Below are 25,408 nucleotides of genomic sequence, written 5' to 3'. Positions count from 1 at the left end.
ATAATCTGCATGGGGTTAGAAACCAGGTTTCTGAATAGGCCTTGGGATGCTGTCTCGACGCAAGCTCTCAGACTTCGCTCGGCCACATAAGGGGCCGCCGGCTCGCCGGCACTTCGATGATGTTCCGAGAAATTATTGTTTAGGCCGGTTCGGTCTTTGCAGCCAGACGGTCGTATAATGCGCCACAGAGATGAGTAACCCCACGACGGCGCCCTGATGGAGGAAGAACCGTAATGCTGCCTTTTCGAAATTCCAAAAATTCATAGTCATTTCGGCCAGCAGGCGCGAGCCGGTGCCCACGGTCATCCAGCTGTGGACGCCGTAAGCAGCGATGGAAAGAGCTACAATACGGAGTACCCAGGTGCGGCCGGCGTTAGGGGAGCCAAGGCGTAGCCAATTGCGCATCGAAGTCATGATCATGGACCAGCGCATACCGACATGGATGGCGACGATCACCAGAGCCCAATACGCGGCCTGGGCGTGCAGCAGGCGGGCACCGAAGGTGCTGACAATCGGAAGAGCGCTGAACAGAGATCGCGAGATGATGATGCTGGTTATCAGCAGGATCAGCATCGCAGTGGCAAGCGTAGCTATGGTGGCGATGTTGAGCCAGCCACGCAGATCCCGGCCGCCCTTACGGGTAGCCGAGCCATACCAGCGGCGATTGAAGGTGTTGTGGGCGATGAGCAGCCCGAACATGGCTGTTCCGATCAGCTCATGAGCGAGGTTTCCCAGCCAGTCATAGGCCAGGGCGGCGAGCAGCAAGCTGCCCGCTGTCAGGTTCATCAGCAAACGTAGCTGGACTGACATCAGGGCAGATACGCTTCCATGCGGCCACGAGTGAACATGAAATCATTGCTTTCCTGCCCTTGGTGGCATGCCTCGCAACGCTCTGCGATTGACGTGCGGTTGACTTGGCCGTCGATGCCGAATTGCTGGAAATGCCAGTCACCGGTGCTCTTTTCCTCCTCGACTTCGCGGCCCCAGTCGACGCCCTTTTGCATGACGAAATAGCTAGTCAGGGCTCCGTTGTCGTAGATCTCCAAGACAAGTCTTGTGCCTGGCGGTAATGGCTGGCCCGTCTTGGCGATGTCGATCGTTTCTTTCAGGGCATAGGCTAACTCACCACCTGATCCGCGCCTGTAGTCCCCATACATGACCATCTGCTTGAAATCTTTGGGGAAGGTCACGCGGTTAGCAGCCGCGGCGCTGAAGCCGGGCGCCAAGAGAAGTACGGCTGCTGAAAAGGCAAAAATGACAGAACGACATGGCGACAAAGGCATGGGGATACTTTTCTGATGCTGGGAGATGTGGCCGATCAACGGCAATCCGAACGTCGACGGGCACGGGGCGCCCACATTGCAAGAAAGTCAGGAGTCGATGTCGACCGCCTCCATAAACATCGGGCTCATGCGTCCGCCATGGACCGGGTTGGCGGCGAGGACCGCGTTGATCTCCGTGAGATCGACAGGCGTCAATTCGACCTGGAGCGCCGCAAGATTTTCATTCAGGTGGTCAATGTTGCGGGTGCCTGGGATTGGCACGATAAATGGCTTCTGCGCGCGCAGCCATGCCAGTGCGATAGCGGACGGCATCACTCCTCTTTTTGCCGCAAACTGCTTGAGAAACTCGACGGTCGGCATGTTGGCTGCCAAGTTCTCTGCACTGAACCGGTCGAAATTAGCGCGCAGGTCCGTTTTCGGGTCGAGCTTGGTGTTGCCATCAATCCTGCCCGTCAGATACCCCATCCCGAGCGGGCCCCACGGCACGAAGCCAATCCCGAGTTCCTCACATGTCGCCAGGACACCATTCGTCTCGGGGCTGCGCTCGATCATCGAATATTCCGTCTGTACAGCCGTCACAGCCTGCACCGCATGAGCGCGCCGGATCGTCCGCGGGCTCGGTTCGGACAACCCGAAATGCAGCACCTTGCCTTCCTGGATTAGATCTTTAACCGCGCCCGCGACATCTTCAATCGGCACATTCCTGTCGACGCGATGCTGATAGAATAGGTCGATGTGATCGGTTCTGAGGCGCTTTAACGACGCTTCCGCAACCTGTTTGATACGTTCCGGCCGGCTGTCCCGATCGGTTGTGCCGTTCAGGGCGAAGCCGAACTTGGTAGCGATCTTTACTTGATTGCGGATCGGAGCCAAGGCTTCGCCAACCAGCTCTTCGTTGATGAAGGGGCCGTAAACTTCAGCCGTATCGAAGAAGGTCACGCCGTGGTCATGTGCCGTACGCAGCGTCCGGATGCCGTCAGAAATATCAGCCGCGGGGCCGTACGTACCACTGATACTCATCGCGCCGGCGCCGATCTCCGATACTTCCAGCGTTCCAAGCTTGCGAGTGTTCGTAGATCCTGTCTGACTGACAGAGGAGTCCGAGGGCGTGGCCCAAGCCAGCGATCCCAGCGGGACCACGGCGCCAGCGACGGCGGTTCCAACCAGAAAGTCGCGTCGTCCGAGGACGAGCTTGCGTGCTTCGTATTCCTGCTGATCCATGACCCGTCTCCTGTCGAGGGCCCAGGCCGAGCGAGTGTCGCTTCACCCGAACGCTTTTTGGCGTCGCAAGTGATGGCGTCGGCCGGCGTGGCTTATTTTGACAGAGGTAAATATGACGGACCGGAGTATTCGTTTAGGCGGTATTTTCTGCATAGGTCTAGAAATGGTATTTCTGAATGTCGCTGCGCGCGGATTCAGAGCTATTAAAATAAACGGACACCCCGGCCAAATGAAGCGTGGGAATCGAATTCCGCGCTGTGGGCTCGCAATGCGAACTGTCGCCTTGAACGGATTAGAACTCTCGGCGCCATATTTGTCGTTGAAATTTCAAATTGATTCAACTCTCTGGCCTCCCAAGCCGAGATAATGTCCTACGGGTGAACCAACCGCCGACAAAGCCGTAGATCTGATCTCACCACCTGTCCGGTGGTTGAGGAATGTCGCGTAAAGGCAAATTTGTCGTCGGTGCAACAGGGAACAGGCCTTGAAATTCACGTAGTCATTCATTGCAGTCTCGGATGCACCACGTCAGCGTTCTCGCCTTTCTGCGCACTAGCCAGATATATTTCCTCAATGTTTTGAGAGAGATTTCGGTCAAATTCGGCGTTCGGCATGGAAACACGTAGATTCTCAAACAGAGCCCGCGAGAAGCTTCCAATCACCCCGGTGTTCTCTCTAAGTTTTTCACAAGCGACCTTTAGACTATAGCCCCCGGATAAGGCAAAAACTCGGGCAACCTTGGGATGCTCGACAAGGGCTGCGTAGAGATCCGGCTGACTTGGCAAAGTAAGCTTCAATATGACCTGCGTTCCATGAGCAGGTTCGGAAAGGTTCTTGAGGATTTCCTTTACCAATATGTCTTCGGCAATCGCCTTATCCGGGCTGCTGACGAGAACCTCAGGCTCGATAATCGGGATCAATCCACTCTTTAAGATCGTCGATGCCACTTCAAATTGTTGCCTGACAGCAGCAGAAATCCCTTTTTCGGACGCTGAATGCACGACAGAGCGCATTTTCGTCCCAAGGCATCCCTTTTCCAACGCGCGCTCAAGCAAATTGCTAAGATTTGCAATGGGCTTCATCAATTGAACGCCATCGTGCTCGGCTTCTCGACCGCTGTCGACCTTCAGAAAGGAGAAGATTCCGCGATCTTCCCAAAGGTATGCCGGGATTGATTTGGCGCCGATGGAGCGATCCATGGTGTGTTCGAATAAGATGGCGCCAATTACACGTTCGCTCGAGAATGTGGGGGCGGTCATTATCCTCACGCGCATCGCATGGATAAGTTCAAGCATTTCCATTTCGCCCTGATAGGCTGTATTGGATATACCATATGAGCTCAAGGCTTCAGGGGTAGACCCTCCGCTTTGATCGAGCGCTGCGATAACCCCGGGTGTTGAAGTCAGCCGAGCGGCCATTTCTTTGCGGGTTTCCGTATCCATGCGTACTTTCCCTTCAGGTCGATCAGAAACTTCGAGGAGTGGCTCAGCAAGAGCTACCGCGTGTCCTCGCGCCAGTGTGCCCCCGCCGGCGGGTAGATGGTGGGCGGGCCTATCGAGTAAGATTGCGATCTCACAACTTGAAGTTCTTCCGGTGAAAGGCGTGCCGGAAGCCTACTTTCCTAAGGTTATCGAAGGAAATATTAGGCTCTCCACCTACAGGTGCCAATGTCTCGACGGCAAATATCGACACGCCGTTGCTGAGCCCTTGTTCGACACGGCTTTTGATTAGCGCTTTTTGAACGCCACGATTTCGGAACTCCGGAAGTGTAGTGCCGCCGCCTAACCATGCGTAGGTGCCAGACTGATACATGGCGGCTGTGCCGACTGGACTGTCGCCATCCAGGGCAAAAAAACACGACCAGCCTACTTTTCCGACGATCGACGACCACAGGCTCGTCAGGGTCGATGGAAAGTTAAAGCCTCTGCATAACATCGATCCAAAGAGCGGCGCTTCCTCAACATGAACGAGTCGCGTTCGAAAAGAGTTGGGGTCCGAAAAATTCACTGACGGGGCGTCGTAGACAAGCTTCTCCCAGCCGACACCATACTCAAGCAGACCCTTGGCGAGAATCCAGTCTTTAGTTCCGGCCGAAACCCTGTCCATATCTATCTGAAGGAAACGATTTCCGGTCTTCCCATCCATCCACCCATAGGCTTTCTCAAGATCCTGCACGGAGTTCAATCCCAAGATACGGTTCAGCCCGATGGCTGGTGCGCTTGGCAGCGAGATTACGCATCCATCGTTGATGGACAGGCATTCAAAATGCTCTTCGGCCTTCAGCGTTGTCGGTGAGACACTGCAAAGATCGACGAAGGCCTTGACCTCGATAACCTCCTCTTCTGCCGGAGATGAATGTTGTGAAAAATGCGAATTCAAATTGACCATGCCGCTGTCTTTGACTGATGGAGATGGAAACGCGGTCGATCAGAAACCAAGCTCGCTGAGCCCCGGGTGGTCGTCGGGCCGACGACCGAGCGGCCAGTGAAAGCCACGGTCTTGCACGCGGATAGGCAGGTCGTTAATGCAGGCGTATCGCTTTCGCATCAGGCCACTGTCACTAAACTCCCAGTTCTCGTTGCCGAAAGATCGAAACCAATTGCCGCTGTCGTCATGCCACTCATATGCAAACCTGACGGCAATCCTGTCGCCGTCGAACGCCCACAATTCTTTGATGAGACGGTAGTCGAGCTCCCGCCGCCACTTTCCTGCAAGAAAAGCAACGATTGCCTCCCGGCCATTGACGAACTCGGCGCGGTTACGCCACTGACTATCATCTGTGTAAGCCAACGCGACCTTGCCCGGGTCCCGGCTATTCCAGCCATCTTCGGCAAGCCGCACCTTTTCGGCAGCAGTCTCTGATGTAAATGGGGGCAGAGGCGGTCTTTGAGCGTCAGTCATTTGGAACTTCCTTCTGATTTTGCCCGAAGCGCAGCATTTTCAGCTTCCAGCTGTTGCAGCTTTTGACGAAGCGGTGCGACTGCTTGCTCAACCTGCTGTTCGGTGTAGCGGGGAATAATGTGCTGTGGACAGTTCCAGTCGTATGCTTCGAGCCGGAGCTTAAATATCCGCTCTGCCCGCCCCCTGTACGTCGCGTCTGACACGAGATCAGTGAGTGATTGGTCGGCATCGAGCGTCAGCCGCTCGACATGGGCATAAATCTTGAGCCGGGTCCGTTGGACATAGTCCATTAGGAACAGACAGGCGCGGTCGTTGGCTGCGAAATTCCCTGCGCTGATGGACTGGCGGTTTCCGCGATAGTCGGCAAATGCCATCGTTTGCGGATCAACAACCTTGAGGAAACCGGTTCTCCCACCACGATGTTGAACGTACGGCCAACCTGTTTCCGACACAGACGCGATATAGAAGCTGTCGCGCGTCGCGATGAAAGCGATCTCGTTCTCCGTCAAAGTATCCGATGGACGATCGTGCTCGCCCAGCCATATCTGGTCCACCCCCATATCCGCCTGCGCGGCTCGGACGCTTGGTGTCACGGCGACTTCCAGAAAGTGGTACGGCATCCCTCGCCTCCAAACTTGCGCATGCCCGCATCTGTGAACAATGCGGGCCCTGATCTATCTTCAGACGACCAATCGTTCGGCTAAAGGATCAGTCTTGCAAGGCCCAGTCGGCGACTTCCCAGCGCATCTGACCACGATCGGAGACCACGCGCCCAAGACCGGGGAACGGCATATGGGTCGCAGCAATCAGCGCACCTTCCGAGGCAGCTAGTGGGAAGAAGCGATCGCGCATGGCTTTCGCGGCAGCCTGATCCTGTTCAAACAAGAAGAAGACGTCTGTTGCAGCGGGATGGACGACCGGGAAAATCATGTCGGAAACCATGATCAGGCTCTTGCCGCCATCCTCGATGCGGACGCCAATATGGCCAGGCGTATGGCCGGTCAGGTCGACAATCGAGACGCCTGGAACGATCTCGCGTTCTCCGTCGATCGCTTGTAGATTCGGATAGAGGCGCACCACCTCTTCAGCCATCTTGAAGCTGGGCTGCAAGAAATCAGGCGCCCCATTGCGCTTAGCCCGGTCGGTCCAGTGCTTGACGTCACGGCGGTCTATATAGACCTCGGCATCGGGGTAATTCTTCTTACCGCCGAGTACCAAACCGCCCATGTGGTCCTGGTGCATATGGGTCACGATCACAGCATCAATCTGGCTTGGCTTCAGACCGAGCGTGGCCAGCGCCCGCGGGAGATGCCCGGTTTCCCCGATGGAACCTGCAGCGCCGGCATCGATGAGGATGCGTTGCTTACCGTCCTCTACGAGGTATTGATTGAACAGGAAACGTACCCCGCCGGGTCTGCCCGTAAACTGGGAGTTCGCGACCTTTTCCACTTCGGAGGCTGAGCGTCCGGGGAAGTAGTTGTACGGCATATCAGCATACCCATCCGTCAGTGCCGTTATCGTAAAGTGTCCGACATGAACCTGGGCGAACGGCGTTGTTGCGACCGGCTTTCGGGCAGCCTTGGGTGTTGCAGCCTGAGCAGTTAAGTCGCCGAGCAGACTTCCGCCGAGTACGGTTCCTCCGACGAGTCCAAAAGGCAGTGCGCTCGCGAAAGCGCGGCGTGAAAGCTGAGGCATGCCATTCTCCTCTGATTCGGTCGCTGATACTTGTGATGTCTGTGAGCGTTTCGGCGTAAGAAAGTTGCGCATCGTGTTTCCCTAGTCGGTGATTGATGTTGGACAGCGGCCTACGCTCAGCATCAGCTTTGCCGGTTCGGCTCAGCTGCTGTTTTAATAAGCGCTACGACTTCTTCAGGGTGGGACAGCATTACCGCGTGGCTGCTGCTGACCTCTACGACCGTGGCTCCTGCGCGCGCGGCCATTGCCGCCTGCGCTTGAGCTGGAATCATTCGATCTTCCGTTGCGAGCAAGTAAAAGGATGGCTTGGCTTTCCATGCCGCAGAGGTGATCTTGCCCTGGACCGCTTCAAGGCCCCAAGGCCTCTGGGCGGCAGCCATGAACTGCGCTTCGGCGGGATCTATGTCGGCCGAGAATGCGGCCGCAAACTTCTGCGGATCGATTTTGATGAAGCCATCCTTCGGCGGAAGGAGTGGGGCTTTCTCCGCACCAGGGACCTCTTGCGAAGCAAGGTCGAAGACGGATTCCCCGGCTTTCGGAACGAAGGCTGCCAGATAAACGAGACTCACGACCTTTTCTTCGCTCCCTGCCTCCGTAATGACGGCACCACCATAAGAATGCCCGACGAGCACAACCGGGTGTGAAGCCTCTGCGATCACACCCTTCGTGCGCTCAACATCTTGGGCAAAGGTGACTGCGGAATTTTGCACGACAAGGACTTCATAACCGTCTTGCGACAAGTTCTCGTAGACCTTCCGCCAACCGGAAGCATCGACAAATGCACCGTGCACGAGCACAACCGAAACGGGTTTGTATGATTGGTTCGAACGATCTAGGGTCATTACGCGATCTCCGGGTGACATCATTTTCACTGTTCTGACCGCGAAAGCCCAACATCGTCGAGTTTTGGGCGGATATGCATTGCCGTCGATGAGTGTGGTGGTTTTGCTAAGGAGGGGCTCCCTTCTCGCTTGACTGATATCTTAGGGCTGACTGGGCCAACTCTCAATTGAGACCATGATCTCTTCGGACTAGACGAAGGGACTGCAGAAATAGACCTTGGTCTATAAATCTCAGCTAACCTAAAATCGCAAAACAGCGTATTTTTAGCCGCGCACCAGCGTTACAAGCAGCCGGGGAGCAGACTTGGAACACCTAATACACACTGACGCGATCATAGACATGATCCCGGCAATGGCTTGGTCGACAACATCGGATGGAATGCTGGATTTCGCCAATCAGCACTTCCTGGAATATGTCGGCATGCCAATGGCTGACATTGCCGGCGAAAATTTCTACCGAATCTTCCATCCAGATGACCTTGATCGACTAGGTGCGGATTGGAGGAACATCATGACTTCCAAGACTGCCAAGGAAGTCGAGGGGCGGATCAAGCGTGCAGACGGTGTGTTCCGGTGGTGTAGTCTTCGGCAAAAGCCGCGGTACGATCCGGAAGGTACCGTCGTCAGATGGTACGGCGTGGTCCTCGATATCGAGGACCGTAGGCAAGCAGAGGATGCGCTTAAGGAAACGAAGGCCGCGCTTGCAGCGAGCGAGCAAAATCTTCGGCTGATTATCGACTCGCTTCCAGTTCTCGTCTGGTCGGCGCTGCCAGATGGCAGCGCGGACTTCGTCAACAAAAGCTGGCTTGATTATGCCGGGCTACCGGCTGAGCGAATTCTAGATTGGGGCTTTTTGGACCTATACCACCCCGAAGACATCCCTGAGATGGTCGAGATCTGGAAGAGAGACCTTGAGAGTTCAGACCACACGCAGCTGAAGGGTCGCATTCTCGGCGCGGATGGCCGGTATCGATGGTTCTACTTCTCTGGTCGAAAGCTGGAGGATGCCAACGGCATCGTACGCTGGTTCGGTGTGAACATAGACATTGAAGATCTGCAATGCGCAGAGGACGCCTTGCGCGCGAGCGAGACGGCACTCAGAGGGAGCGAGCACAAGCTATCCCTGATCATCAACACGATCCCTGCCATGGCTTGGTCATGCACCCCCGACGGGCGGCTTGAGTATTGGAATAAAAACCTCATCGATTTCGTCGGCCTCCCATTCGAAGAAATTGTCGATTTCGGCTTTTATCGGATGTTTCACCCTGATGACGTTGAGCGCATGCGAGCGAGTTGGGAGGAAGTCGTTGCCACCAAACGGCCTAATCCGGTTGACGCTCGCATCAGAAGGTTCGATGGCGAGTACAGGTGGTTTAACCTACGGCAAAACCCGTTGCTGGATGCGGAAGGGAACGTCGTTCGGTGGTATGGCGTCGTCGTCGATATAGAGGACCGCAAGCGAGCCGAAGAGTCGCTTCGCCAGAGCCAAAGCGATCTGGCGCACGTTACCCGCCTGACCACGATCGGCGAACTAGCCGTCTCCATAGCCCACGAGATAAATCAGCCGCTCATGGCGATAGTAACCAACGCCGGGACCTGCCTTCGGTGGCTGCAAGAGGGGCAGATGGATCTCGAACAGGCACGCCTCGCCGCGGATCGCGTTGTGCATGACGGCCATCGCGCCGGGGAGATTGTCTCCAGCATACGCTCAATGGCTCAGAGAGCTCCGGTGCGGATGGAGAGGACCGATTTCAATAGCGCGCTTCGTGACGTGCTTTTTCTTCTGCGCGCAGAACTGCAATCGCGAGGTTTGGAGGTCGTCACGAATCTTTCGCCGCACCCTCTTTATGTCCTGGGGGATCGCACGCAGTTGCAGCAGGTTCTTCTCAACCTGATCATTAATAGCGCTGAAGCGACACATAATGGCGCAGAAGCCACCATCAGGATTCATTGTAAGCAACGCCAAGAAGGCGAAGTCGAGATCAATGTTTCTGATACGGGGCAAGGCATAGCACCCGACCAGATCGATCGGGTATTCGAGGCATTCTACAGTACCAAGTCTGACGGAATAGGAATGGGCCTTTCCATATGCCGCTCTATCGTCGAGGCGCATGGAGGCCGTATCTGGGCCAAGAGCAATTATCCTACCGGAGCGTCATTCAACTTCACGCTTTCCACCTACGAGGACACCGCCGTTGATCGATGACAGGAAGAACAGGCGCCCAACGGTGATCGTCATCGATGACGATCAAAGCGTCCGCGAAGCGCTCAAGGGGCTGTTCGAATCCGTAGGACTAATTGCTGAAACACATGGCTCTGTCAGAGAGTTCATGGCCGCAGACGATCCCGAAAAAGCCGGCTGCATCGTTCTCGACATCCGCCTTCCCGGCCAAAGCGGACTTGAGTTCCAAGAAGCGCTGGCGCAGAGCGATCTTCCTCGATCTGTCATCCTGATAAGCGCTCACGTCGATGTGGCGATGGCAGTACGGGCAATGAAGGCTGGTGCCATCGACGTACTGACGAAACCAGTCCGTGAACAGGATCTGCTGGAAGCCGTAAACCACGCAATAGCCAATGATGCAGCGCGCCGAGAGGAAAGAACCTCGAAGACCGCCGCCCAATTGAGACATACATCGCTCACCGAACGTGAACGCCAGATCCTGACCCTGGTCGTCGCCGGCAAGCTAAACAAGCAGATCGCCGCTGAGCTGCAACTCGCGGAGCCCACCGTGAAACTTCATAGGGGTCACATGATGCGGAAGATGAAGGCGACGTCGGTCGCTAATTTGGTCAAGATCGTTGGTGGTCTATTTTAGCCCACTGACTTAGCCATATATCCGAGAGGTGTGGCGAGATGCCCTCCGCCCTGAGCGATCTTGGCTGGAACTCCAAGGTCTTGAACGGATTTAAACCTTCAACCCGTCTCATAGCGATTTTGTCTAACTCATTGTATTTGCGATTTCAGGCAGGCTAGTGCAATCCGACCTCTACAAATCCGGATGGCGGTTGACGTCCTTGTAGAGCAGGTAGCGGAAGCGCCCCGGACCTCCGGCGTAGCAGGCCTGGGGGCAGAAGGCGCGCAGCCACATGTAGTCGCCGGCCTCGACCTCCACCCAATCCTCGTTCAAGCGATAGACGGCCTTGCCCTCCAGCACGTAGAGTCCGTGCTCCATGACATGCGTTTCCATGAAGGGGATGATGGCGCCCGGCTCGAAGGTGACGATGTTGAGGTGCATATCGTAGCGTACGTCGGACGGATCGATGAAGCGGGTGGTCGCCCAGCGGCCCTCGGTATCGGGCATGGCGTGCATCACGCAATCGTCTTCATGGGTGAAGATGGCCGGCGGCGGCTCCAGGCCGTCCACGACTTTGAACGCCTTGCGGACCCAATGAAACCGGATCGGTGCAGCACTTTCGTTGCGAAAGGCCCATTTTGCGCCTGCGGGCAGATAGGCGAACGACCCGGTGCGCAGCAGATAGTCGCGGCCGACATAGGTGATCGTGCCCTCGCCTTCGACCACGAAGATCGCCGCCGAGGCCCGTGCATCCGGCTCGGGCCTGACGCTGCCGCCACCGGGCTTCACTTCCATGATGTACTGGGCGAAGGTTTCGGCAAAGCCGCTCAGCGGCCGCGCGATGATCCAGGCCCTGGTTTCCTCCCGATGCGGCAAGACACTGGTGACGATGTCGCTCATCACCGTCTTCGGGATCACCGCATAGGCTGTCTTGAAGACGGCCTTGCTGGAGAGGGTCTGGGTCTGCGGCGGAAGGCCGCCAACCTGCGAAAAATACTGACTGTTGCTCATTCTGCCATCAACTCAACTGCCTTGCGGCTCTCCCATTCCTGCGGGGTCAGCGTCTTGATGTCGAACTGATCACGCGTCCTCGTATAGGTGTGCCCGCCCATGCGTCCGACGGCGTCCATGAGCTGCTGGTCGATATGCAGGTTCGCGGTGTTGACCGCGTCACTGCGCACAAACACGCCGACGACTTCCCCAAGAATGATCTCGCGGGCCGGACCGACCTGAAGCGTCGTATGGCGGCGGCATTCCAGGGCGGCGGGTGCGGCCAGGATGCGCGGGCTTTTCACCATCCGGCCAGAAACCGTCGCAAGACCTGCCTCTTCCATCTCGTCCACCTCGGGACCGAACTTGATGGCGCAGACCTCCATCTGGTCGACCAACGCATTGTCGCAGATGTGGACCGTGAATTCCCCGGTCTCCCGGATATTGCGGGCCGTATCCTTGAAACGCATGTCGGAATAGTTCTCGACGCCGATCGCGACGATCGCCGGATCGTGGGTCAGGACGTTGAAGAAGCTGAAGGGTCCGGCATTGGGCAGGCCATCCTTGCTCACTGTCGTCACCAGCGCGATCGGGCGCGGGATCACGGTGCCGATGAGGATCTTGTAGCGCTCCCGCTCATTGAGCTTGGCGAAGTCGAAATGGGTGTGCTCGGTCATATCAGGCCTCGACTGCGATGCGGTGAGTTTCAAGCGGCGTATGGCGGGAGAGATTCTCGAACCCGTCCTTTGTGACGACATACATGTCGCCGACATTGCAGCCGGCCGACAATGGCTCGAGCCACTGCGTATGCAGCACTAACACCATGCCCTCCTCCATTCGGTCGTAGTTGTGGGAGGATATGTTGAAGCTGTTCTGGCCGCCGGCCATGCCGACCGAATGGCCGAGATTGGGATTGTGCGGCCCGTGGGTCGCCGGGTAGACGTGCATCAGAGTGCGGCCCTGCGCTTCCCAGTCGATGTTCCTGACGTACTGGCGCGGGATCAGCCGCGCGCTGCCATCATCCATCGGCGCCCAGTTGTAGGGCATGGTGCGGGCTTCGGGCGAAGAGAGCATGCCGCGCTCGATCATCGGCTCGAAGGCAGCATTGTTGACGTCACGCATCAGGGCACCGGGCCGGATCAGCTTTTCGGCGCGCTTGACGCCCTCGGTGCAGGCGGCGAGCACCTCTTCCTGCCGTTTGGTGATCTCGCCGATCGCAATCATGCGGGCGGTCTGGGCCGTGTAGCCGCGATAGGTGATGTTGGAAACGTACAGGTTGATGAGATCGCCCGGACGCACGACATGGCCATAAGGCTTGCCACAATGGGTGCCGAACTCGTTGATGCCGATCTGATAGCCGTCGCCTGTCTCACCGCCGAAGGAGAGCTGTGCTTGCGTGAAGGCGGCGTAGATCTCGTGGTCCGTCACGCCGGGTTTAGCGACATGATATGCAGCCTGGGTGGCGATGCTGACGAGCTGGGCTGCGGCCCGGAACATGTCGATCTCGCGGGGCGAGCGCACCTTCTGCATCCGGTCGAGAATGGCATTGTCGGCGACGAACTTGCTCTTCGGCATCAGCTCGTCGAGGGCAGCCCAGAATGTGAGAGACGTGCGGTCACCGATCCGGCCAATCTGCGCCTTCGCGAGGCCCATGCCGACCAGAAGTTCGGCGCACTTCTCCGCCGTCTTGATGACGCTGTCTCCCGGACGGTCGGCATATTCGCGGCCAATCGGGCCGATCTGCCAGATATCCTCGACCAGCACGGGCTCGCCGCCGGGCGGCAGAAGCACCGACTGGGTGAAGAAGGACAGAAGCGTCAGCGGCTTGTCGGCATCCGTCGGGATGATCAGCAAACCCTCGCGCATCCAGTCGCAGATGTAGCGCAGATAGGCGTTCGAGGTATGGAACCAGCCGACGCCACCGGTATGGACGATCAGTGCATCATGCCCGGCCTCGACGGCCTGGCGGCGAATGCGCCGCAGACGATCCTCGAACTCCTCGACCGGAAGAGGCAGCGGTGCGGAGAAATCGAAATCCGGCTGGAAATCGGCGAGCAGCGATCCGATGCGGTAGGCGCCTGCCTTGGTGGGATGTATGGTCATTGGGTATTCCTTCCAGAAGTATTTTTCTAAGGGTCAGGCTTGCCTAGATGGCGCCAGTACCCGACGTGCAACCAGCATCACCACCAGGGTCAGCCCGATCAGAATGCCGGACATCGCCGCCACCCGGACATCGAGCGACTCCTCGATCAGTGCAAACATGCGAAGTGGCAGCACGGTGGTTTGCGCGTCGGCGAGGAAGAGCGAGACGGAAACGTTGTCGAGCGACTGAATGAAGACGAGAAAGGCACCGGCAAGGATGCCGGGAGCCAGCAGCGGCAGGATCACGCGCCGGAGCGTTGTGTACCAGGTCGCGCCCATAACGGTGGAGGCTTCCGCCAGCGACGGGTTGATGCCTTGCGCTACGACCGAAGCGGCCCGGTACATCAGCGGCCCGAAGACGACGACATGGCCGATGACGGTGAGCCAGAGCGACGGTTGGAAACCAACGAAGTTCGCCACAATCAGCGCCGCCAGACCATAAACAAGGCTCGGCAGGACAAGTGGCGCCAGAAGAAACGGCTCCAGCGCATTGACCGTACTGCGGCGCATCCGCGCCATCCCGATCGTGGCAGGCACAGCAAACAGCAGCGAACCGACGACTGCAAGGGCTGCGATCTTCAGCGAATTGCCGGCTGCGATATGTTCGGTTCCGGAGCGGACGGGATCGAGGAGCGCCTCGTACCAGCGGAGCGAAAATCCCTCGGGCGGGTATTTGAGCGTCTGGCCTGCGGTAAACGACATGGTGATCGCGATGACGATCGGCGCCACCAGATAGATCAGGCTGAGACCCCCGAAGCCGAAGACGAATGCCTTGTACAGGAAGACGGGAAACGGATTTTCGCGGGGACTATGCATGGCCAACAAGCCTCCTGTGGCGGGAAATCATGGTCATGGCGACGAGAAGGATGCCGGTCGACAGAAGCAGGACAACGGCGATGGCGGAAGCCATCGGCCAGTCGAACAGCGTGCCGACCTCGCGATAGATGAGCTGCGGCACATAGACATTGCGGGCGCCGCCGATGACAGCCTGGGTGACGAAGGAAGCGCTGGTGCTGGCAAAGACGAGGATCCAGCCGGCCAGCAGACCCGGCAGCATCATCGGCAAGAGAACAGTCACCAAAATCCGCCACGGTCCGGCACCCGAAACCTGTGCCGCTTCGGTGAATTGGACTGGTGTGCGGGACAGGATGGCGATTAGCGGCAGGATGATCAGCGGCAGATCGATCTGGCACATGGCCAAGACGAGGCCGAGTTCGGTAGACATCAGCGTGAACGGGCGCTCGGCAAGCCCAAGCGCCACGAAGGTCTCGCTGATCGGTCCCTGTCGCCCGAGGATGACGATCCAGGCAAAGGTGCGCACCACATTGCTGGTCAGCATCGGGATGAGCGTCAGGAAGATGATGACCTGTCGCGCGGTCTTGCCACTGTGCCAATAGAGAAGTGCAATCGGAATACCGAGCAGAGTGGTGCTGGCGATGGTCTGCAGACCGAGCGTGGCGGTGTTGACCAGAACGCGGTAGTTGAACGCATCGCCCAGAAAGCGCGCGTAGTTGTGAAGGGACGGGCCGTCGGGGCCGATGAAGCTGAACCCGACGAGAACGGCGAGCGGCGTCGCAAAGAACGCCACCGACAGCAGAAGCATCGGGAGAACGTATGGGAAGCCGCTCGCTTTCATTTTACGACCCTCAACCGGCGACGAGAGCGTCGAACTGGCGGATCCATTCCGCACGGTTCTTGTTGATCGCCGCCCAGTCCGGATAGACCAGAGACGCAAGCTGTTCGCGCTTCACATAGGCCTCGATGCCGGGCGTCAGCTCGACCTCCCTGTTGGTTGGGAACATCTCGGTCGGCGGCATCTTCAGCTTGTCCTGCGCGGCTTTGGAGATGGCGGCATCCATATAGGCGTAGGCCGCATCCGGGTTCTTCGCGCCCTTGGTCAGGTGGATGTTGACCGGAGCTGCCGGGGAACCCGTCTCGGGCTGGACGAACTCGGCCTTGAGGCCCAGTGCCTTCAGCTTCGCGACATTGCCGGTCGAGCACATGAAGACGGCGATCTCGCCCTGCTGGAACAGTGTCATCTGGTGGTTGGTGCTGGCGACGACACCCTTGAGATGTTCCGGATGATCCTTGAACAGCTTGAACACGGCATCCATGTCGGTCGGACCGGTCCCGAAGATTTTTGCGATCTCGGAATAGGCCATGACGCCGGTATTGGAGGCAAAGCCCGTCCAGGAGACGAGGCCCTCGTAGGCCGGATTTTCGAACAGGTCGCGATAGCCCTTCGGTGCCGGCACCAGATCCGGGTTATAGGCGATCCCGTTGACTTCGACGGTCACGGTCGGGCCGTACTCGCCCTGGAAGGCCGGATCGAGCAGGCTCCAGTTCTTCAGCTTCGACGGATCGATCTTCTCGATCAGGTCATTCTCGATGGCGACGGCCATCTGGCCGGGCGACATCAGCAGCGTGTCATAGGGTGGGTTGCCGGGGCTCGCCATCACCTTGGCGAGCTGGTCCTGCGCCATGGCGGGGGCGACCGTGAGGTCGAAACCGGCTTCCTTGACGAGCGGCGTCAACGTGGTGCGATAGGCATCTTCCCAGTTGCCGGGAAAGGTCGCAGCGACGGCCGTGCCACCGGCGGCACGGGCTGCGAAAGGCAGTGTCGCGGCTGCGGCCGCACCGGCAGCGAGCAGTCCGAAACGACGACGTGTAATGTTGAAATCCTGCATCTGTTCACCTCTGTTGTTGTTCATTCACTGGATGCTTCCGGTTCGCTCGGAAAGGCGTGACACCTTGTGGTGTCAATCTCGGCAAAGAGCTGAGCTCCCGGCTCGGGAATAAAGGTGGAGGGTCCGCGGACCTGCGACGCGCGCAGGCCCGTGCCGTCCTCAAGAAGAAGATCATGGACGAGTGTCGGCCCAAGGGGGACGGACACGGTCAACCGTGCTGGCAATGAAAAGCCACTCGGGGACGTTGAGAGACTGACGTCCTCCGGACGGAACGTGATGGTGACCTTGGAACCAACGGTAAAATTCAGGCGACGCGGCAGAACAACCGTCTTGCCATTGGTGAGCGTTATGGTCGTCGCCTCCGCGTCCAACCCCTCCACCGTGCCATGGAGCATATTGGCCTGGCCGATGAAGGTGTTGACGAACAGCGTCTTCGGCCGGTCATAGACGGCCATTGGCGTGTCGATCTGCTCGACATTGCCCTTGTTCATCAGCACGAGGCGCCCGGCGAGGCTCTGGGCCTCTTCCTGGTCATGGGTGACGATCAGCGTCGTGATGCCGAGCGTCTTCTGCAAATGCAGGAGCTCCACCTGCAGATCGAAGCGAAGCGCCCGATCGAGCGCCCCGAACGGCTCGTCGAGCAAAAGCAGCGAGGGCCGGCCGGCAATGGCGCGGGCAACCGCCACACGTTGCTGCTGGCCGCCGGAGAGTTCGCGTGGCAGTCGGTTGCCATAGCTCTTCAACTGCACGAGCGAGAGCATTTCCTCCACCCGGTCCCTGCGCTCAGCCCGCGGCACGTGCTGGCAGGCAAGCGGATAGGCGATGTTCTCGGCCACGGTCAGATGCGGGAACAGGGCGTAGTTCTGGAACACCATGCCAATGCCACGGGACCTTGCGGACACATTGGCAAGATCCTGGCCACCGAGTTGAATGGCACCGCTCTTTGGTTGGATCAGCCCGGCGATGGCCCGCAGGACGGTGGACTTGCCGCAGCCGCTTGGCCCCAGAAGCGCGACGATCTCGCCAGCCTCGACCTCGAACGTGATGTCGCTGATCGCGTTCTGCCCACCATAGCTGTGGGTCAGACCCCGGACGCTGAGCTGCTTGCCCTCTCCTGCCTTCGACGCCTCTGCCATGAACATCCCCTTCGGTTGCGCCGTAACGTCAAAGCGCTTAGCGCCTGGCGGCACCAAGCAGAGATGCGGTCGTTCGACGATGTTGAGTTTAGTGTGGGTCATGGCAAGGGAGTTGCAAGCGGTGTGCCAGCTTGAGATTTCGAACCGAAATAAATATCTAAGCCACAGAAATTAATAACTTATATTGGATTTCTATAGTTTCGCAAATCCTGTATAATCTTAAAAATTCATTTCTGACGAATCTAAAAAATGTGCAATATTCGTGGGCGAAGATCATATATTGAGCAGCATTCCCGGCTTGGATTGGGATCTATTGGTGATTGTTTCGGTTTAAATCGCCGCATATCACGATCCCCAACAATGGAAAATCAGAGAAATATCAAGCCAAAGCAAAAACTTAGGCGATTGATCGTCAATTCACAAACCGTGACTGATGCCGGAGCTGATTCTTTAATCAGTTAGTTTTCGAAACTTCATGCGAATGTTTGTGCGGAGAGGTGAAAATTTGCCGAAGCGGAAGAATAATCGTTTAAAAACAGTCCTCTAAGAAAATTCAGATCAAAATGGCACGCCGATTGCATCGAAGATTGCGGAAATTCACGTCGACAAAAAAGCGACAAGGGGATCACATGCGCAGCTTCAAGAAAAGTCTCAAAGGCGGCCTGGCCGGCATCGCATTCGCACTGCTCTCGACTTCGGCACACGCCGCAGAAGGTACTGCCATAAAGATGGTGCCGGATGCAGACGTCGCCAAACTGCCGGGCATCGCGTTTAACCAGACACTGTCGGATCGCCTGCCAGCGGCGATCAAGGACAAAAAAGCGATCAAGGTCGCAACCGACCTGACGCCGCCGATCAGCTTTCAGGACGAAGGCGGCAAGCTCATTGGCATCGATGCCGATATCGCCGCAGCACTGGGTGTCATTCTCGGCATCGATGTTCAGATGACCAATGTCGGCGCCGGCGCCGCGATCGTGCCGGCCGTGCTCTCCAAGCGTTTCGACATGACCATTTCCGGCATCAATGACGATGTTGAGCTGGAAAAGCAGGTCGACGTCATCGACTACATGTTCGACGCCACGACGATCATGACCATCAAGGGCAACCCGCTCGGCATCAAGAGCATGGAAGACCTCTGCGGTAAGAAGGTTGCCGTGCCCGTTGGCACGTTCCAGGCGCGCTTGGTGGAGGCCGCATCGGCGAAATGCTCGACACCTGTCAACATCATGTCGATCCCGAAAATGCCTGATGTCCTGCAGGCCGTTCGCACCGGCCGCGCCGACGCAACCGTCAACGGTTATGCGACGAGCGTCTACACAACGGCAAACCAGACCGGCAAGGGTGTCGGCCTGCAAGCGCTTCCGGACGTCCGCCTCGCCGTCGGTTATCTCGGCATGCTGACATCGAAGGACAATCCGGACCTGCGGGATACGTTCATCGCCTCGCTGCAGCATATGGTCGATAGCGGTGCCTATAAGGCGATCATGGAGAAATGGGGTCTCGGGCCGCTGGCCGTGACCACCGTCAAGTTCAACGACGCCGCCAGCATGCCGGTGAACTGAGCCATGTCGTTGTTTGCTCAACCCGTCAGCATGGCCATCGCACCTCCGGTCGGCAAGCCGATCCGGTGGGGGCAGATCACAACCGGTACCAGCGCGATCCTCGCGCTGGCGCTCTTCATCCTTACCGTCGCACGAAACCAGACTGTTCAGTGGGGCGAAATACCCCGCTACATGGTCGATCCGGTCATCCTCGACGGCGTCGTTCTCACCTTGCAACTGACGGCCGGCGCAATGGTGTTCGGGATCGCCTTCGGCTGCATCGTTGCCGTGATGGCCACCAGCCAGAACATCGTTCTGAAAGCTTTTGCCGTCGCCTTCGTCTGGTGGTTTCGCGGCGTGCCGCTCATCGTCCAGATCTTCTTCTGGTTCAACATCGCGCTGTTCATTCCGATAGTGGGCGTGGGCCACTATTCCATCTCGATCAACGAACTCGTCACCCCAGCGCTTGCCGGCTTCCTGGCGCTCGGCCTGCATGAAGCCGCGAACATGAGCGAGATCATTCGCGGCGGATTGACCGCCGTCGATCGTGGCCAGCGCGAGGCGGCCTCGTCACTAGGCTTGCGCCCACTACAGACCCTTCGAACCGTCGTCCTGCCCCAAGCTATCCGGCTTATCGTGCCGCCGACCGGCAACCAGGCGATCGGCATGCTAAAGGCGAGCGCCATCGTCTCCGTCATCGGCATGCAGGACCTGCTGACCCAAGCCCAGGCCATCTACGCGCGCAACTTCCTTGTCATCGAGCTGCTGTGCGTCGCCTCGCTCTGGTACCTCCTCATCACAACCATCGCTTCGGTCGGCCAACATTTTCTGGAAAAACATCTCGCCCCGAAAGGCAGGACCTCCGGTACGCAGAAAGGCGCGCCCAAACGCGCCTGACATATCTCCCGTTCAATCCATCAACCAACCAGGATCGCCATTGCAGCGCATCCGATCAGGAAACATCAAGGAGCAGAACATGAGACTAGGCATTGACGGACAGAAGCTGCCCGAAGCCAGGAAGCGCGGGCCGATAAAAAGCCTGGACCACGTCAAACAGCTCGGCCTCGGCGGCATCTTCTTCAGCACGATCCTCGACATGAGCGAGACGCTGGACAAGGGCGCATTGGCCGAGATCCGCGCCAAGGCCGACGAACTCGGGCTTTATCTCGAAGCCGGTGTTGGCAAGATCAATCCCTATTGCAGTGCCGAGGCGCCGGAGTTCCGGGCCATCGGCGATGGTGACGTAATCCTTGGCTTCACCCGCATGATCGAAGCGAGTGCGGCCATCGGCTGCCGCGAGCTCTGGGTGTCACCCGGAAACTTCAAATCGGAATATCGGGGGCGACTGGCCAATGACCGCTTCCGTACCGACGTCACCTGGGACGAGCAGTTGCTGGCCATCGAAAAGGTGCTCTTGAAGCTCGCCCCCGTGGCGCGCGCCAATGGCGTCCATCTCAACATGGAGACCCATGACGAAATCACCTCCTTCGAAATTCTTCGACTGATCGAAAAGGTGGGCGAGGATTGCATGGGTGTCGTTTTCGACACCGCCAACGGCTTGCAGCGCGCAGAACATCCGGTGTTTGCCGCAAAACGCGTGGCCCCCTATGTCCGCCAGACCCATATCAAGGACGCCTATGTCGGCCATGCCGCAGGGGGCCTCGATTTCCAGACCCGTCCGGTCGGTCGCGGCATTGTCGATTTCGCGGCAATCATTCCTATCCTCGCCAAGGCCAATCCAAACCTGAACCTTTCCCTGGAGGTCGCCGCCTCTGTCGAGGACAAGCCGCGCAAGGCCAATCCTCGTCAGTGCATCGAGATCAACGATCCGATTTGGCGCGCCGGACACCCTGATCTGACGACGGAAGAACTCGAGGCTTATCTCGCCTTAGTGGACGGTTTCGAGAAACGCGTTGCCGCCGGCGAGATCCCGGACTGGGAGGCCTATGAGGCCAGTCAGTATGGATACCCGACCTATGCGCAGCAGTCCTACGGCTACAGTGAAGCGTTAGAGTTTATCAAAACCTCGGCCCGCCACGTCGAAGAGGTCTGCAGAGAGAATGGAATTCCGCTCTCGACGCCTTCCACGAAGCAGCGAGCCGCCTGACATGCCAGAGGTTCAGCACCGGCGACATATGTCGCCGGTGCTCCTTAAAACATTGGGAAGATCTCGACTTTTGGCGCCAAGCGCATATACGCAGGAATATTCTCATGAAAATAATTAGGTCGCTTGATCTGAGGTGGAAACAGACATGAAAAAGACGACACGACGTCAAGGCGCAAAGACCGCACCGAAGGCCAACGGCTCGGTCGATGCGGCAGAAAACGCCCATGACGACGTGACTGAACGTATCCGGATCACGCTTGCCACAGCGATCGGCGAAGGTGCGCTCAAGCCCGGCGTCAAGATCCTAGAGGACGCGATCGCTGACCACTTCGGCGTGAGCCGCACGGTCGTGCGTGGCGCACTTGGCGTGTTGGAAAGCGACCATCTCCTGGAACGCAAGAAAAACCGCGGCACCTTCGTCGCAGAACCCGGCATCGAAGAGGCCAAGGCCTTGTTTGAGGCCCGTCGTAAGCTTGAGCACGTCATCCTGGAGCTTGTCCTGGAACACGCGACCGCCGACCAGTTGGACGCACTTGAAAAACTGATAGACGAGGAGGAGCACATCCATCACCATGGTGACGAGAAGTCTAAGACAGTGCTGTCAGGCAAGTTCCATGTCGTTCTGGCAGAGCTTGGCGGCAATGCCGTCCTGACGGAGGTGTTGTCGAAGATCGTCGCGCGCCTCTCGCTCGTCATGTCCCTCTATGAGGAGGAGCGGAAGGACGATTGCGGGGCTGATCACCACCGCCAGATCGTCAGCGCCCTGAAAGCCAAGGACTTGGCAAAGGCGCAACAGTTGATGGATCATCATCTGGCCGACATCGAGGGCCGAGTTCGACTGACCGAAGGACAGGGCGATCGGCATACGTTCCTGGCCGTGTTAGAGAACTTTTCCTGATCGATCGCCTTGAAAGGATCTGAACCCACGCCCCGTTTTCTCTGGTTGCGCCCCTTGGAGTTTATCTAAGCGGAGCAAGAAATGGCCAACAGACTACAGAATCGAACCTCCAATGTGCCTTCCAGTTTTTCGAAGTCACTACTTTACAATCCATTTTCTAGGTATATTGGGCTATGCCTTTCGCTTTGGAGATAGGATTGCGAAACGAAACGGATCGAAGCTGCTTTCGCTTTTTCTGCAAGGTTTCGATCCTGCGGAAATTCTTTATGCCACGGCGACGACACGACCCGTCCCTTGCGTCAACGCGACTACTCGGTCCCGCTGAGCATTCTCAGATGGCGGATTTCGACGGGGCGGGAGAGCAGTCTGTCGATCTCGCTCACAAGCGGCAGCAGATGCGGCATCTTCATGTGGGCATCTAGGTCGGCCTGGCTGCGCCAGTTCTCGTAGAACACGAACATGTAGGGATCGTCCGCATCGACATGGAAGTCGTAGTTGATGCAACCGGGTTCCAAGCGCGTCGGTGCCACCTGGGCCGAAAGGAGCTTTTGCAACTCCTCGCGCGTTTCGGGCTTTGCGGTGACAGTGCCGATAATCGTGACATGGGGCATGGCTCAGCTCCGCTTCTGCGACAGGGCGACGGCGAGGATGATGATGCCGCCCCGCGCGATGAGCTGCTGGGAGAATTCCAGCCCCATCAGGATTAGCCCGTTGTTGATCATGCCGATCATCAGGGCGCCGACGATGGTGCCGATGATCGTTCCCTTGCCACCGAACAGACTGGTGCCGCCGAGAACCGCCGCCGCAATAACCGAAAGCTCGTCACCCTCGCCCAGCTGGAACCGGCCTGACTGCAGCCGTCCCGCATAAAGCATGCCGGCAAAGGCCGCGGCCGTCGAGGACATGACGAGCACGCGGAACTTGATCGCCTTGGTGTCAATGCCGGAATAACGCGATGCCGTTTCGCCGCCGCCGGTCGCCAGAACGCGCCGGCCGAAGCTTGTCCGCCGCAGGACGACGTGACCGATCGCTCCGAAAACGACCATCCAGAACAGAAGGACCGGAATCTTGAACAGCGATCCGCCACCAAACAGCCAGGAATAGCCGGGGCTGAGGATCGGCACGGCAGCCGTGTTGGAAATCCACATCGCAACACCCTTGGCGATGCCCATCATCGCCAGTGTCGTCAGGAATGACGGTATGCCGATGCGGGTCGTCAGCCAGCCGTTGAACATGCCGACGGCGATGCCCGTTGCAAGGCCCGCAAAGACCCCGGCGACCGGTCCCGCCACCGCAATCGCCATGGCGACGGTGACGGTTGCAAGCCCCGCGACCGCGCCGACCGAAAGATCGATTTCGCCGGCCGACAGCACGAAGGTCATCGCAATCGCCATGACGGCGATCATGGCCGTCTGGCGCACGATGTTGAGCAGGTTGTTGGGGTTGAGAAATCCCTTGTCGTTGAGCGTCAGCGCGAAGATCACGAAGATCACCGCAAAGCCAATATAGATGATGTATTGCCGCCAGTTGGCCTTGAAGCTCTCGGCGGGCGTTGGATTTGCCGTCGTCATGTCAAACCTTCTGCCCTTGCTTCAGGGCCTCCTGAATTTCGATCTGCAAGCGTTGCTCGGCCGCCTGGAGGCGGTGGGCCGTGTCCTGTGCATCGATCGCCGGATCAACGAGCCGGTCGCGCGGAATATCGGCAAACATGCGGCCTTCCGACATCACGACGATGCGGTCACAGGCCGTCAACAGTTCGCTCAACTCCGAGGATATGAAGACAATCGCCTTTCCGGCAGCCGCCAGATCGCGCACCAGCTTGATGATTTCGGATTTCGAGCCGATGTCGATGCCAGCGGTCGGCTCGTCGAGAACGAGAATATCCGGGTCGGTGGCAAGCCATTTGCCGATGACCACCTTCTGCTGGTTGCCACCCGAGAGCGTCGACACCGGATGATCGCGGCTTGCGGTCTTGACGGAAAGACGCCTGATCTGTTCGTCGGTGACCGCTCTGGCCTTCGCGCCATCCACCAGTCCGGCGGAAGAAATCCGGTCGAGCACCGCCAGCACCATGTTGGATGCTACCGAATGGGCCGGAATGATGCCTTGCGTTGCCCGCGCCTCCGGCACCAGCGCCACGCCGGCGGCGATCGCATCGCTTGGCGTGTGGATCGTCACAGGCCGGCCGTTGATGAGGATTTCACCCGACTTTGCCGGCTCGATACCCGCGATCACCCGCGCCAGTGCAGATCGGCCGGAGCCGAGCAGACCGGCAAGGCCGACGACCTCGCCGCGATGGAGTGTCAGGTGAATGTTTTCGGGTTTGTACTTGCCTGAGACATCACGCAGCTCCAACAGCACCTCGCCCTTCGTGGCATTGCCGCGCGCCACATCGGAGAGGCCCTTGGAGCGCCTGCCGACGATATGCTCGATCATCGTATCGATCGGCAGGTCGCACAAAGGCGCCGTAATGACATGGGCGCCGTCGCGCAGGATGGTTGCCCGGTCGCTGATGCGGGCGATCTCGTCCATCCGATGCGAAACGTAGATGATCGCGACGCCTTTCGCCTTCAGCTTGCGCAGGAAGCTGAACAGGCGATCGACATCGCTGACCGCCAGCGCCGTGGAGGGCTCGTCGAGCACCAGCACGCGGGCATCCTGCGAGATCGCCTTGACGATTTCGGTCAACTGCTTCTGTCCCGCACCGAGATCCCCCACCAGCGCTTTCGGATCGACCTCGACCTCCAGCATCGCAAACAGTTCGGCTGCGCGCCGCTCCGCGGTGCGGTCATCGATCAGTCCCAGACCGCCTTTGCTTTCGCGCGTGAGAAACACGTTCTGCGCCACGGTCAGCGTCGGGATCAGGCTCAACTCCTGAAAGTTCATGGCAATGCCGGCCGCCCGCGCCGCCTCCGGTGTCACATCCTCCAGCAGTTTGCCACAGACCGTGATCGTGCCGGAATCCGGCCGGTGGACGCCGTTGAGAACCTTGAGGATGGTCGACTTTCCCGCTCCGTTGCCGCCCAGCAGGGCGTGCACTTCGCCCTGCCGGATATCGAGACTGACGTCGTTCAAGGCGCGCACACCGCCAAAGGACTTGGAAATCCCGTTCATGCTGACGGCCAATGGCATGCTTGACGCCAGGGGCATGCTGACGGCTGCGGCCTCGG

General features: G+C 58.3%; 25 protein-coding genes. 6 read left to right on the top strand and 19 right to left on the bottom strand.

Annotation, left to right across the window (positions count from 1 at the left end):
- Positions 1–132: 132 nt before the first annotated feature.
- The 9 genes from ASG39_RS06900 to ASG39_RS06860 all read right to left on the bottom strand — a co-directional run bounded on the left by ASG39_RS06900 (position 133) and on the right by ASG39_RS06860 (position 7,942).
- Positions 133–786 carry a DUF4405 domain-containing protein gene (locus ASG39_RS06900; RefSeq protein WP_162242413.1) on the bottom strand — a complete coding sequence of 218 codons (654 nt, stop codon included), beginning with the start codon at positions 784–786 and terminating at the stop codon, positions 133–135.
- Between the two features lie 23 nt (positions 787–809).
- Entirely contained in the window at positions 810–1,322 is a 513-nt protein-coding gene (locus ASG39_RS06895) for a cytochrome P460 family protein (protein WP_244481155.1), read from the bottom strand.
- A gap of 48 nt (positions 1,323–1,370) precedes the next feature.
- Positions 1,371–2,504 carry an aldo/keto reductase gene (locus tag ASG39_RS06890; protein ID WP_082477013.1) on the bottom strand — a complete coding sequence of 378 codons (1,134 nt, stop codon included), beginning with the start codon at positions 2,502–2,504 and terminating at the stop codon, positions 1,371–1,373.
- A gap of 503 nt (positions 2,505–3,007) precedes the next feature.
- Entirely contained in the window at positions 3,008–3,946 is a 939-nt protein-coding gene (locus tag ASG39_RS06885) for a fructose bisphosphate aldolase (protein WP_062594294.1), read from the bottom strand.
- Between the two features lie 130 nt (positions 3,947–4,076).
- Complete coding sequence (locus ASG39_RS06880) at positions 4,077–4,892, bottom strand: GNAT family N-acetyltransferase (RefSeq protein ID WP_062594292.1); 816 nt, start codon at positions 4,890–4,892, stop codon at positions 4,077–4,079.
- 39 nt (positions 4,893–4,931) lie between these two features.
- Positions 4,932–5,405: a nuclear transport factor 2 family protein gene (locus tag ASG39_RS06875; RefSeq protein WP_062594290.1), complete on the bottom strand. Its 474-nt coding sequence runs from the start codon at positions 5,403–5,405 to the stop codon at positions 4,932–4,934.
- Positions 5,402–6,025 (bottom strand): pyridoxamine 5'-phosphate oxidase family protein, encoded by a 624-nt coding sequence (locus tag ASG39_RS06870; protein ID WP_062594288.1) that lies wholly within the window; start codon positions 6,023–6,025, stop codon positions 5,402–5,404. Before ASG39_RS06870 ends, ASG39_RS06875 begins: the two co-directional genes overlap by 4 nt.
- An 88-nt stretch (positions 6,026–6,113) precedes the next feature.
- Positions 6,114–7,100, bottom strand: a complete 987-nt coding sequence (locus ASG39_RS06865) for an MBL fold metallo-hydrolase (RefSeq protein ID WP_062594286.1) — start codon at positions 7,098–7,100, stop codon at positions 6,114–6,116.
- 122 nt (positions 7,101–7,222) lie between these two features.
- Positions 7,223–7,942 (bottom strand): alpha/beta hydrolase, encoded by a 720-nt coding sequence (locus tag ASG39_RS06860; protein ID WP_062594284.1) that lies wholly within the window; start codon positions 7,940–7,942, stop codon positions 7,223–7,225.
- 304 nt (positions 7,943–8,246) lie between these two features.
- Here ASG39_RS06860 and ASG39_RS06855 point away from each other — a divergent pair, with 304 nt between their 5' ends.
- Both ASG39_RS06855 and ASG39_RS06850 read left to right on the top strand, forming a co-directional pair.
- Positions 8,247–10,148 (top strand): PAS domain S-box protein, encoded by a 1,902-nt coding sequence (locus ASG39_RS06855; RefSeq protein WP_082477011.1) that lies wholly within the window; start codon positions 8,247–8,249, stop codon positions 10,146–10,148.
- Positions 10,138–10,758 (top strand): response regulator, encoded by a 621-nt coding sequence (locus ASG39_RS06850; protein WP_062594282.1) that lies wholly within the window; start codon positions 10,138–10,140, stop codon positions 10,756–10,758. The genes ASG39_RS06855 and ASG39_RS06850 overlap by 11 nt, the downstream gene beginning before the upstream one ends.
- 171 nt (positions 10,759–10,929) lie before the next feature.
- On the opposite strand, the gene ASG39_RS06845 is transcribed toward ASG39_RS06850, so the two are convergent.
- Genes ASG39_RS06845 through ASG39_RS06815 form a run of 7 tightly spaced genes read right to left on the bottom strand, consistent with a single transcriptional unit; the run spans position 10,930 to position 17,692 of the window.
- On the bottom strand, positions 10,930–11,748 hold the full coding sequence (locus tag ASG39_RS06845; protein WP_062594280.1) for a bifunctional allantoicase/(S)-ureidoglycine aminohydrolase: 819 nt from the start codon (positions 11,746–11,748) through the stop codon (positions 10,930–10,932).
- Positions 11,745–12,404 (bottom strand): flavin reductase family protein, encoded by a 660-nt coding sequence (locus tag ASG39_RS06840; protein ID WP_062594278.1) that lies wholly within the window; start codon positions 12,402–12,404, stop codon positions 11,745–11,747. Before ASG39_RS06840 ends, ASG39_RS06845 begins: the two co-directional genes overlap by 4 nt.
- 1 nt (position 12,405) lies before the next feature.
- Positions 12,406–13,830: a Xaa-Pro peptidase family protein gene (locus ASG39_RS06835; RefSeq protein ID WP_062594276.1), complete on the bottom strand. Its 1,425-nt coding sequence runs from the start codon at positions 13,828–13,830 to the stop codon at positions 12,406–12,408.
- A 33-nt stretch (positions 13,831–13,863) separates the two neighbouring features.
- Positions 13,864–14,685 (bottom strand): ABC transporter permease, encoded by an 822-nt coding sequence (locus ASG39_RS06830; protein ID WP_062594274.1) that lies wholly within the window; start codon positions 14,683–14,685, stop codon positions 13,864–13,866.
- Positions 14,678–15,505: an ABC transporter permease gene (locus ASG39_RS06825; protein WP_062594272.1), complete on the bottom strand. Its 828-nt coding sequence runs from the start codon at positions 15,503–15,505 to the stop codon at positions 14,678–14,680. Before ASG39_RS06825 ends, ASG39_RS06830 begins: the two co-directional genes overlap by 8 nt.
- A gap of 10 nt (positions 15,506–15,515) precedes the next feature.
- Entirely contained in the window at positions 15,516–16,556 is a 1,041-nt protein-coding gene (locus tag ASG39_RS06820; RefSeq protein ID WP_062594339.1) for an extracellular solute-binding protein, read from the bottom strand.
- Positions 16,557–16,576: 20 nt separating this feature from the next.
- Positions 16,577–17,692, bottom strand: a complete 1,116-nt coding sequence (locus ASG39_RS06815) for an ABC transporter ATP-binding protein (protein ID WP_156468046.1) — start codon at positions 17,690–17,692, stop codon at positions 16,577–16,579.
- 629 nt (positions 17,693–18,321) lie between these two features.
- Between ASG39_RS06815 and ASG39_RS06810 the strand changes: the two genes are divergently transcribed.
- From ASG39_RS06810 to ASG39_RS06795, 4 genes are all read left to right on the top strand, one after another.
- Positions 18,322–19,254, top strand: coding sequence for an ABC transporter substrate-binding protein (locus ASG39_RS06810; RefSeq protein WP_062594268.1), 933 nt, complete (start codon positions 18,322–18,324; stop codon positions 19,252–19,254).
- 3 nt (positions 19,255–19,257) lie between these two features.
- Positions 19,258–20,130, top strand: coding sequence for an amino acid ABC transporter permease (locus ASG39_RS06805; protein WP_062594266.1), 873 nt, complete (start codon positions 19,258–19,260; stop codon positions 20,128–20,130).
- 79 nt (positions 20,131–20,209) lie between these two features.
- Positions 20,210–21,340 carry a sugar phosphate isomerase/epimerase family protein gene (locus ASG39_RS06800; RefSeq protein ID WP_062594264.1) on the top strand — a complete coding sequence of 377 codons (1,131 nt, stop codon included), beginning with the start codon at positions 20,210–20,212 and terminating at the stop codon, positions 21,338–21,340.
- A gap of 145 nt (positions 21,341–21,485) precedes the next feature.
- Complete coding sequence (locus ASG39_RS06795; protein WP_062594262.1) at positions 21,486–22,238, top strand: GntR family transcriptional regulator; 753 nt, start codon at positions 21,486–21,488, stop codon at positions 22,236–22,238.
- Positions 22,239–22,546: 308 nt separating this feature from the next.
- Here ASG39_RS06795 and ASG39_RS06790 read toward each other — a convergent pair whose 3' ends face one another.
- The 3 genes from ASG39_RS06790 to ASG39_RS06780 are packed head-to-tail and all read right to left on the bottom strand — an operon-like array spanning position 22,547 to position 25,370.
- Positions 22,547–22,849, bottom strand: coding sequence for a putative quinol monooxygenase (locus ASG39_RS06790; protein ID WP_062594260.1), 303 nt, complete (start codon positions 22,847–22,849; stop codon positions 22,547–22,549).
- 3 nt (positions 22,850–22,852) lie between these two features.
- Positions 22,853–23,809 (bottom strand): ABC transporter permease, encoded by a 957-nt coding sequence (locus ASG39_RS06785; protein ID WP_062594258.1) that lies wholly within the window; start codon positions 23,807–23,809, stop codon positions 22,853–22,855.
- Between the two features lies 1 nt (position 23,810).
- On the bottom strand, positions 23,811–25,370 hold the full coding sequence (locus tag ASG39_RS06780; RefSeq protein ID WP_062594338.1) for a sugar ABC transporter ATP-binding protein: 1,560 nt from the start codon (positions 25,368–25,370) through the stop codon (positions 23,811–23,813).
- Positions 25,371–25,408 lie beyond the last annotated feature (38 nt).

Origin of the sequence: Rhizobium sp. Leaf371, assembly GCF_001424045.1 — a bacterium.
Taxonomy (GTDB): Bacteria; Pseudomonadota; Alphaproteobacteria; order Rhizobiales; family Rhizobiaceae; genus Ferranicluibacter.
This window is presented reverse-complemented; position numbering and strand designations above follow the sequence as displayed.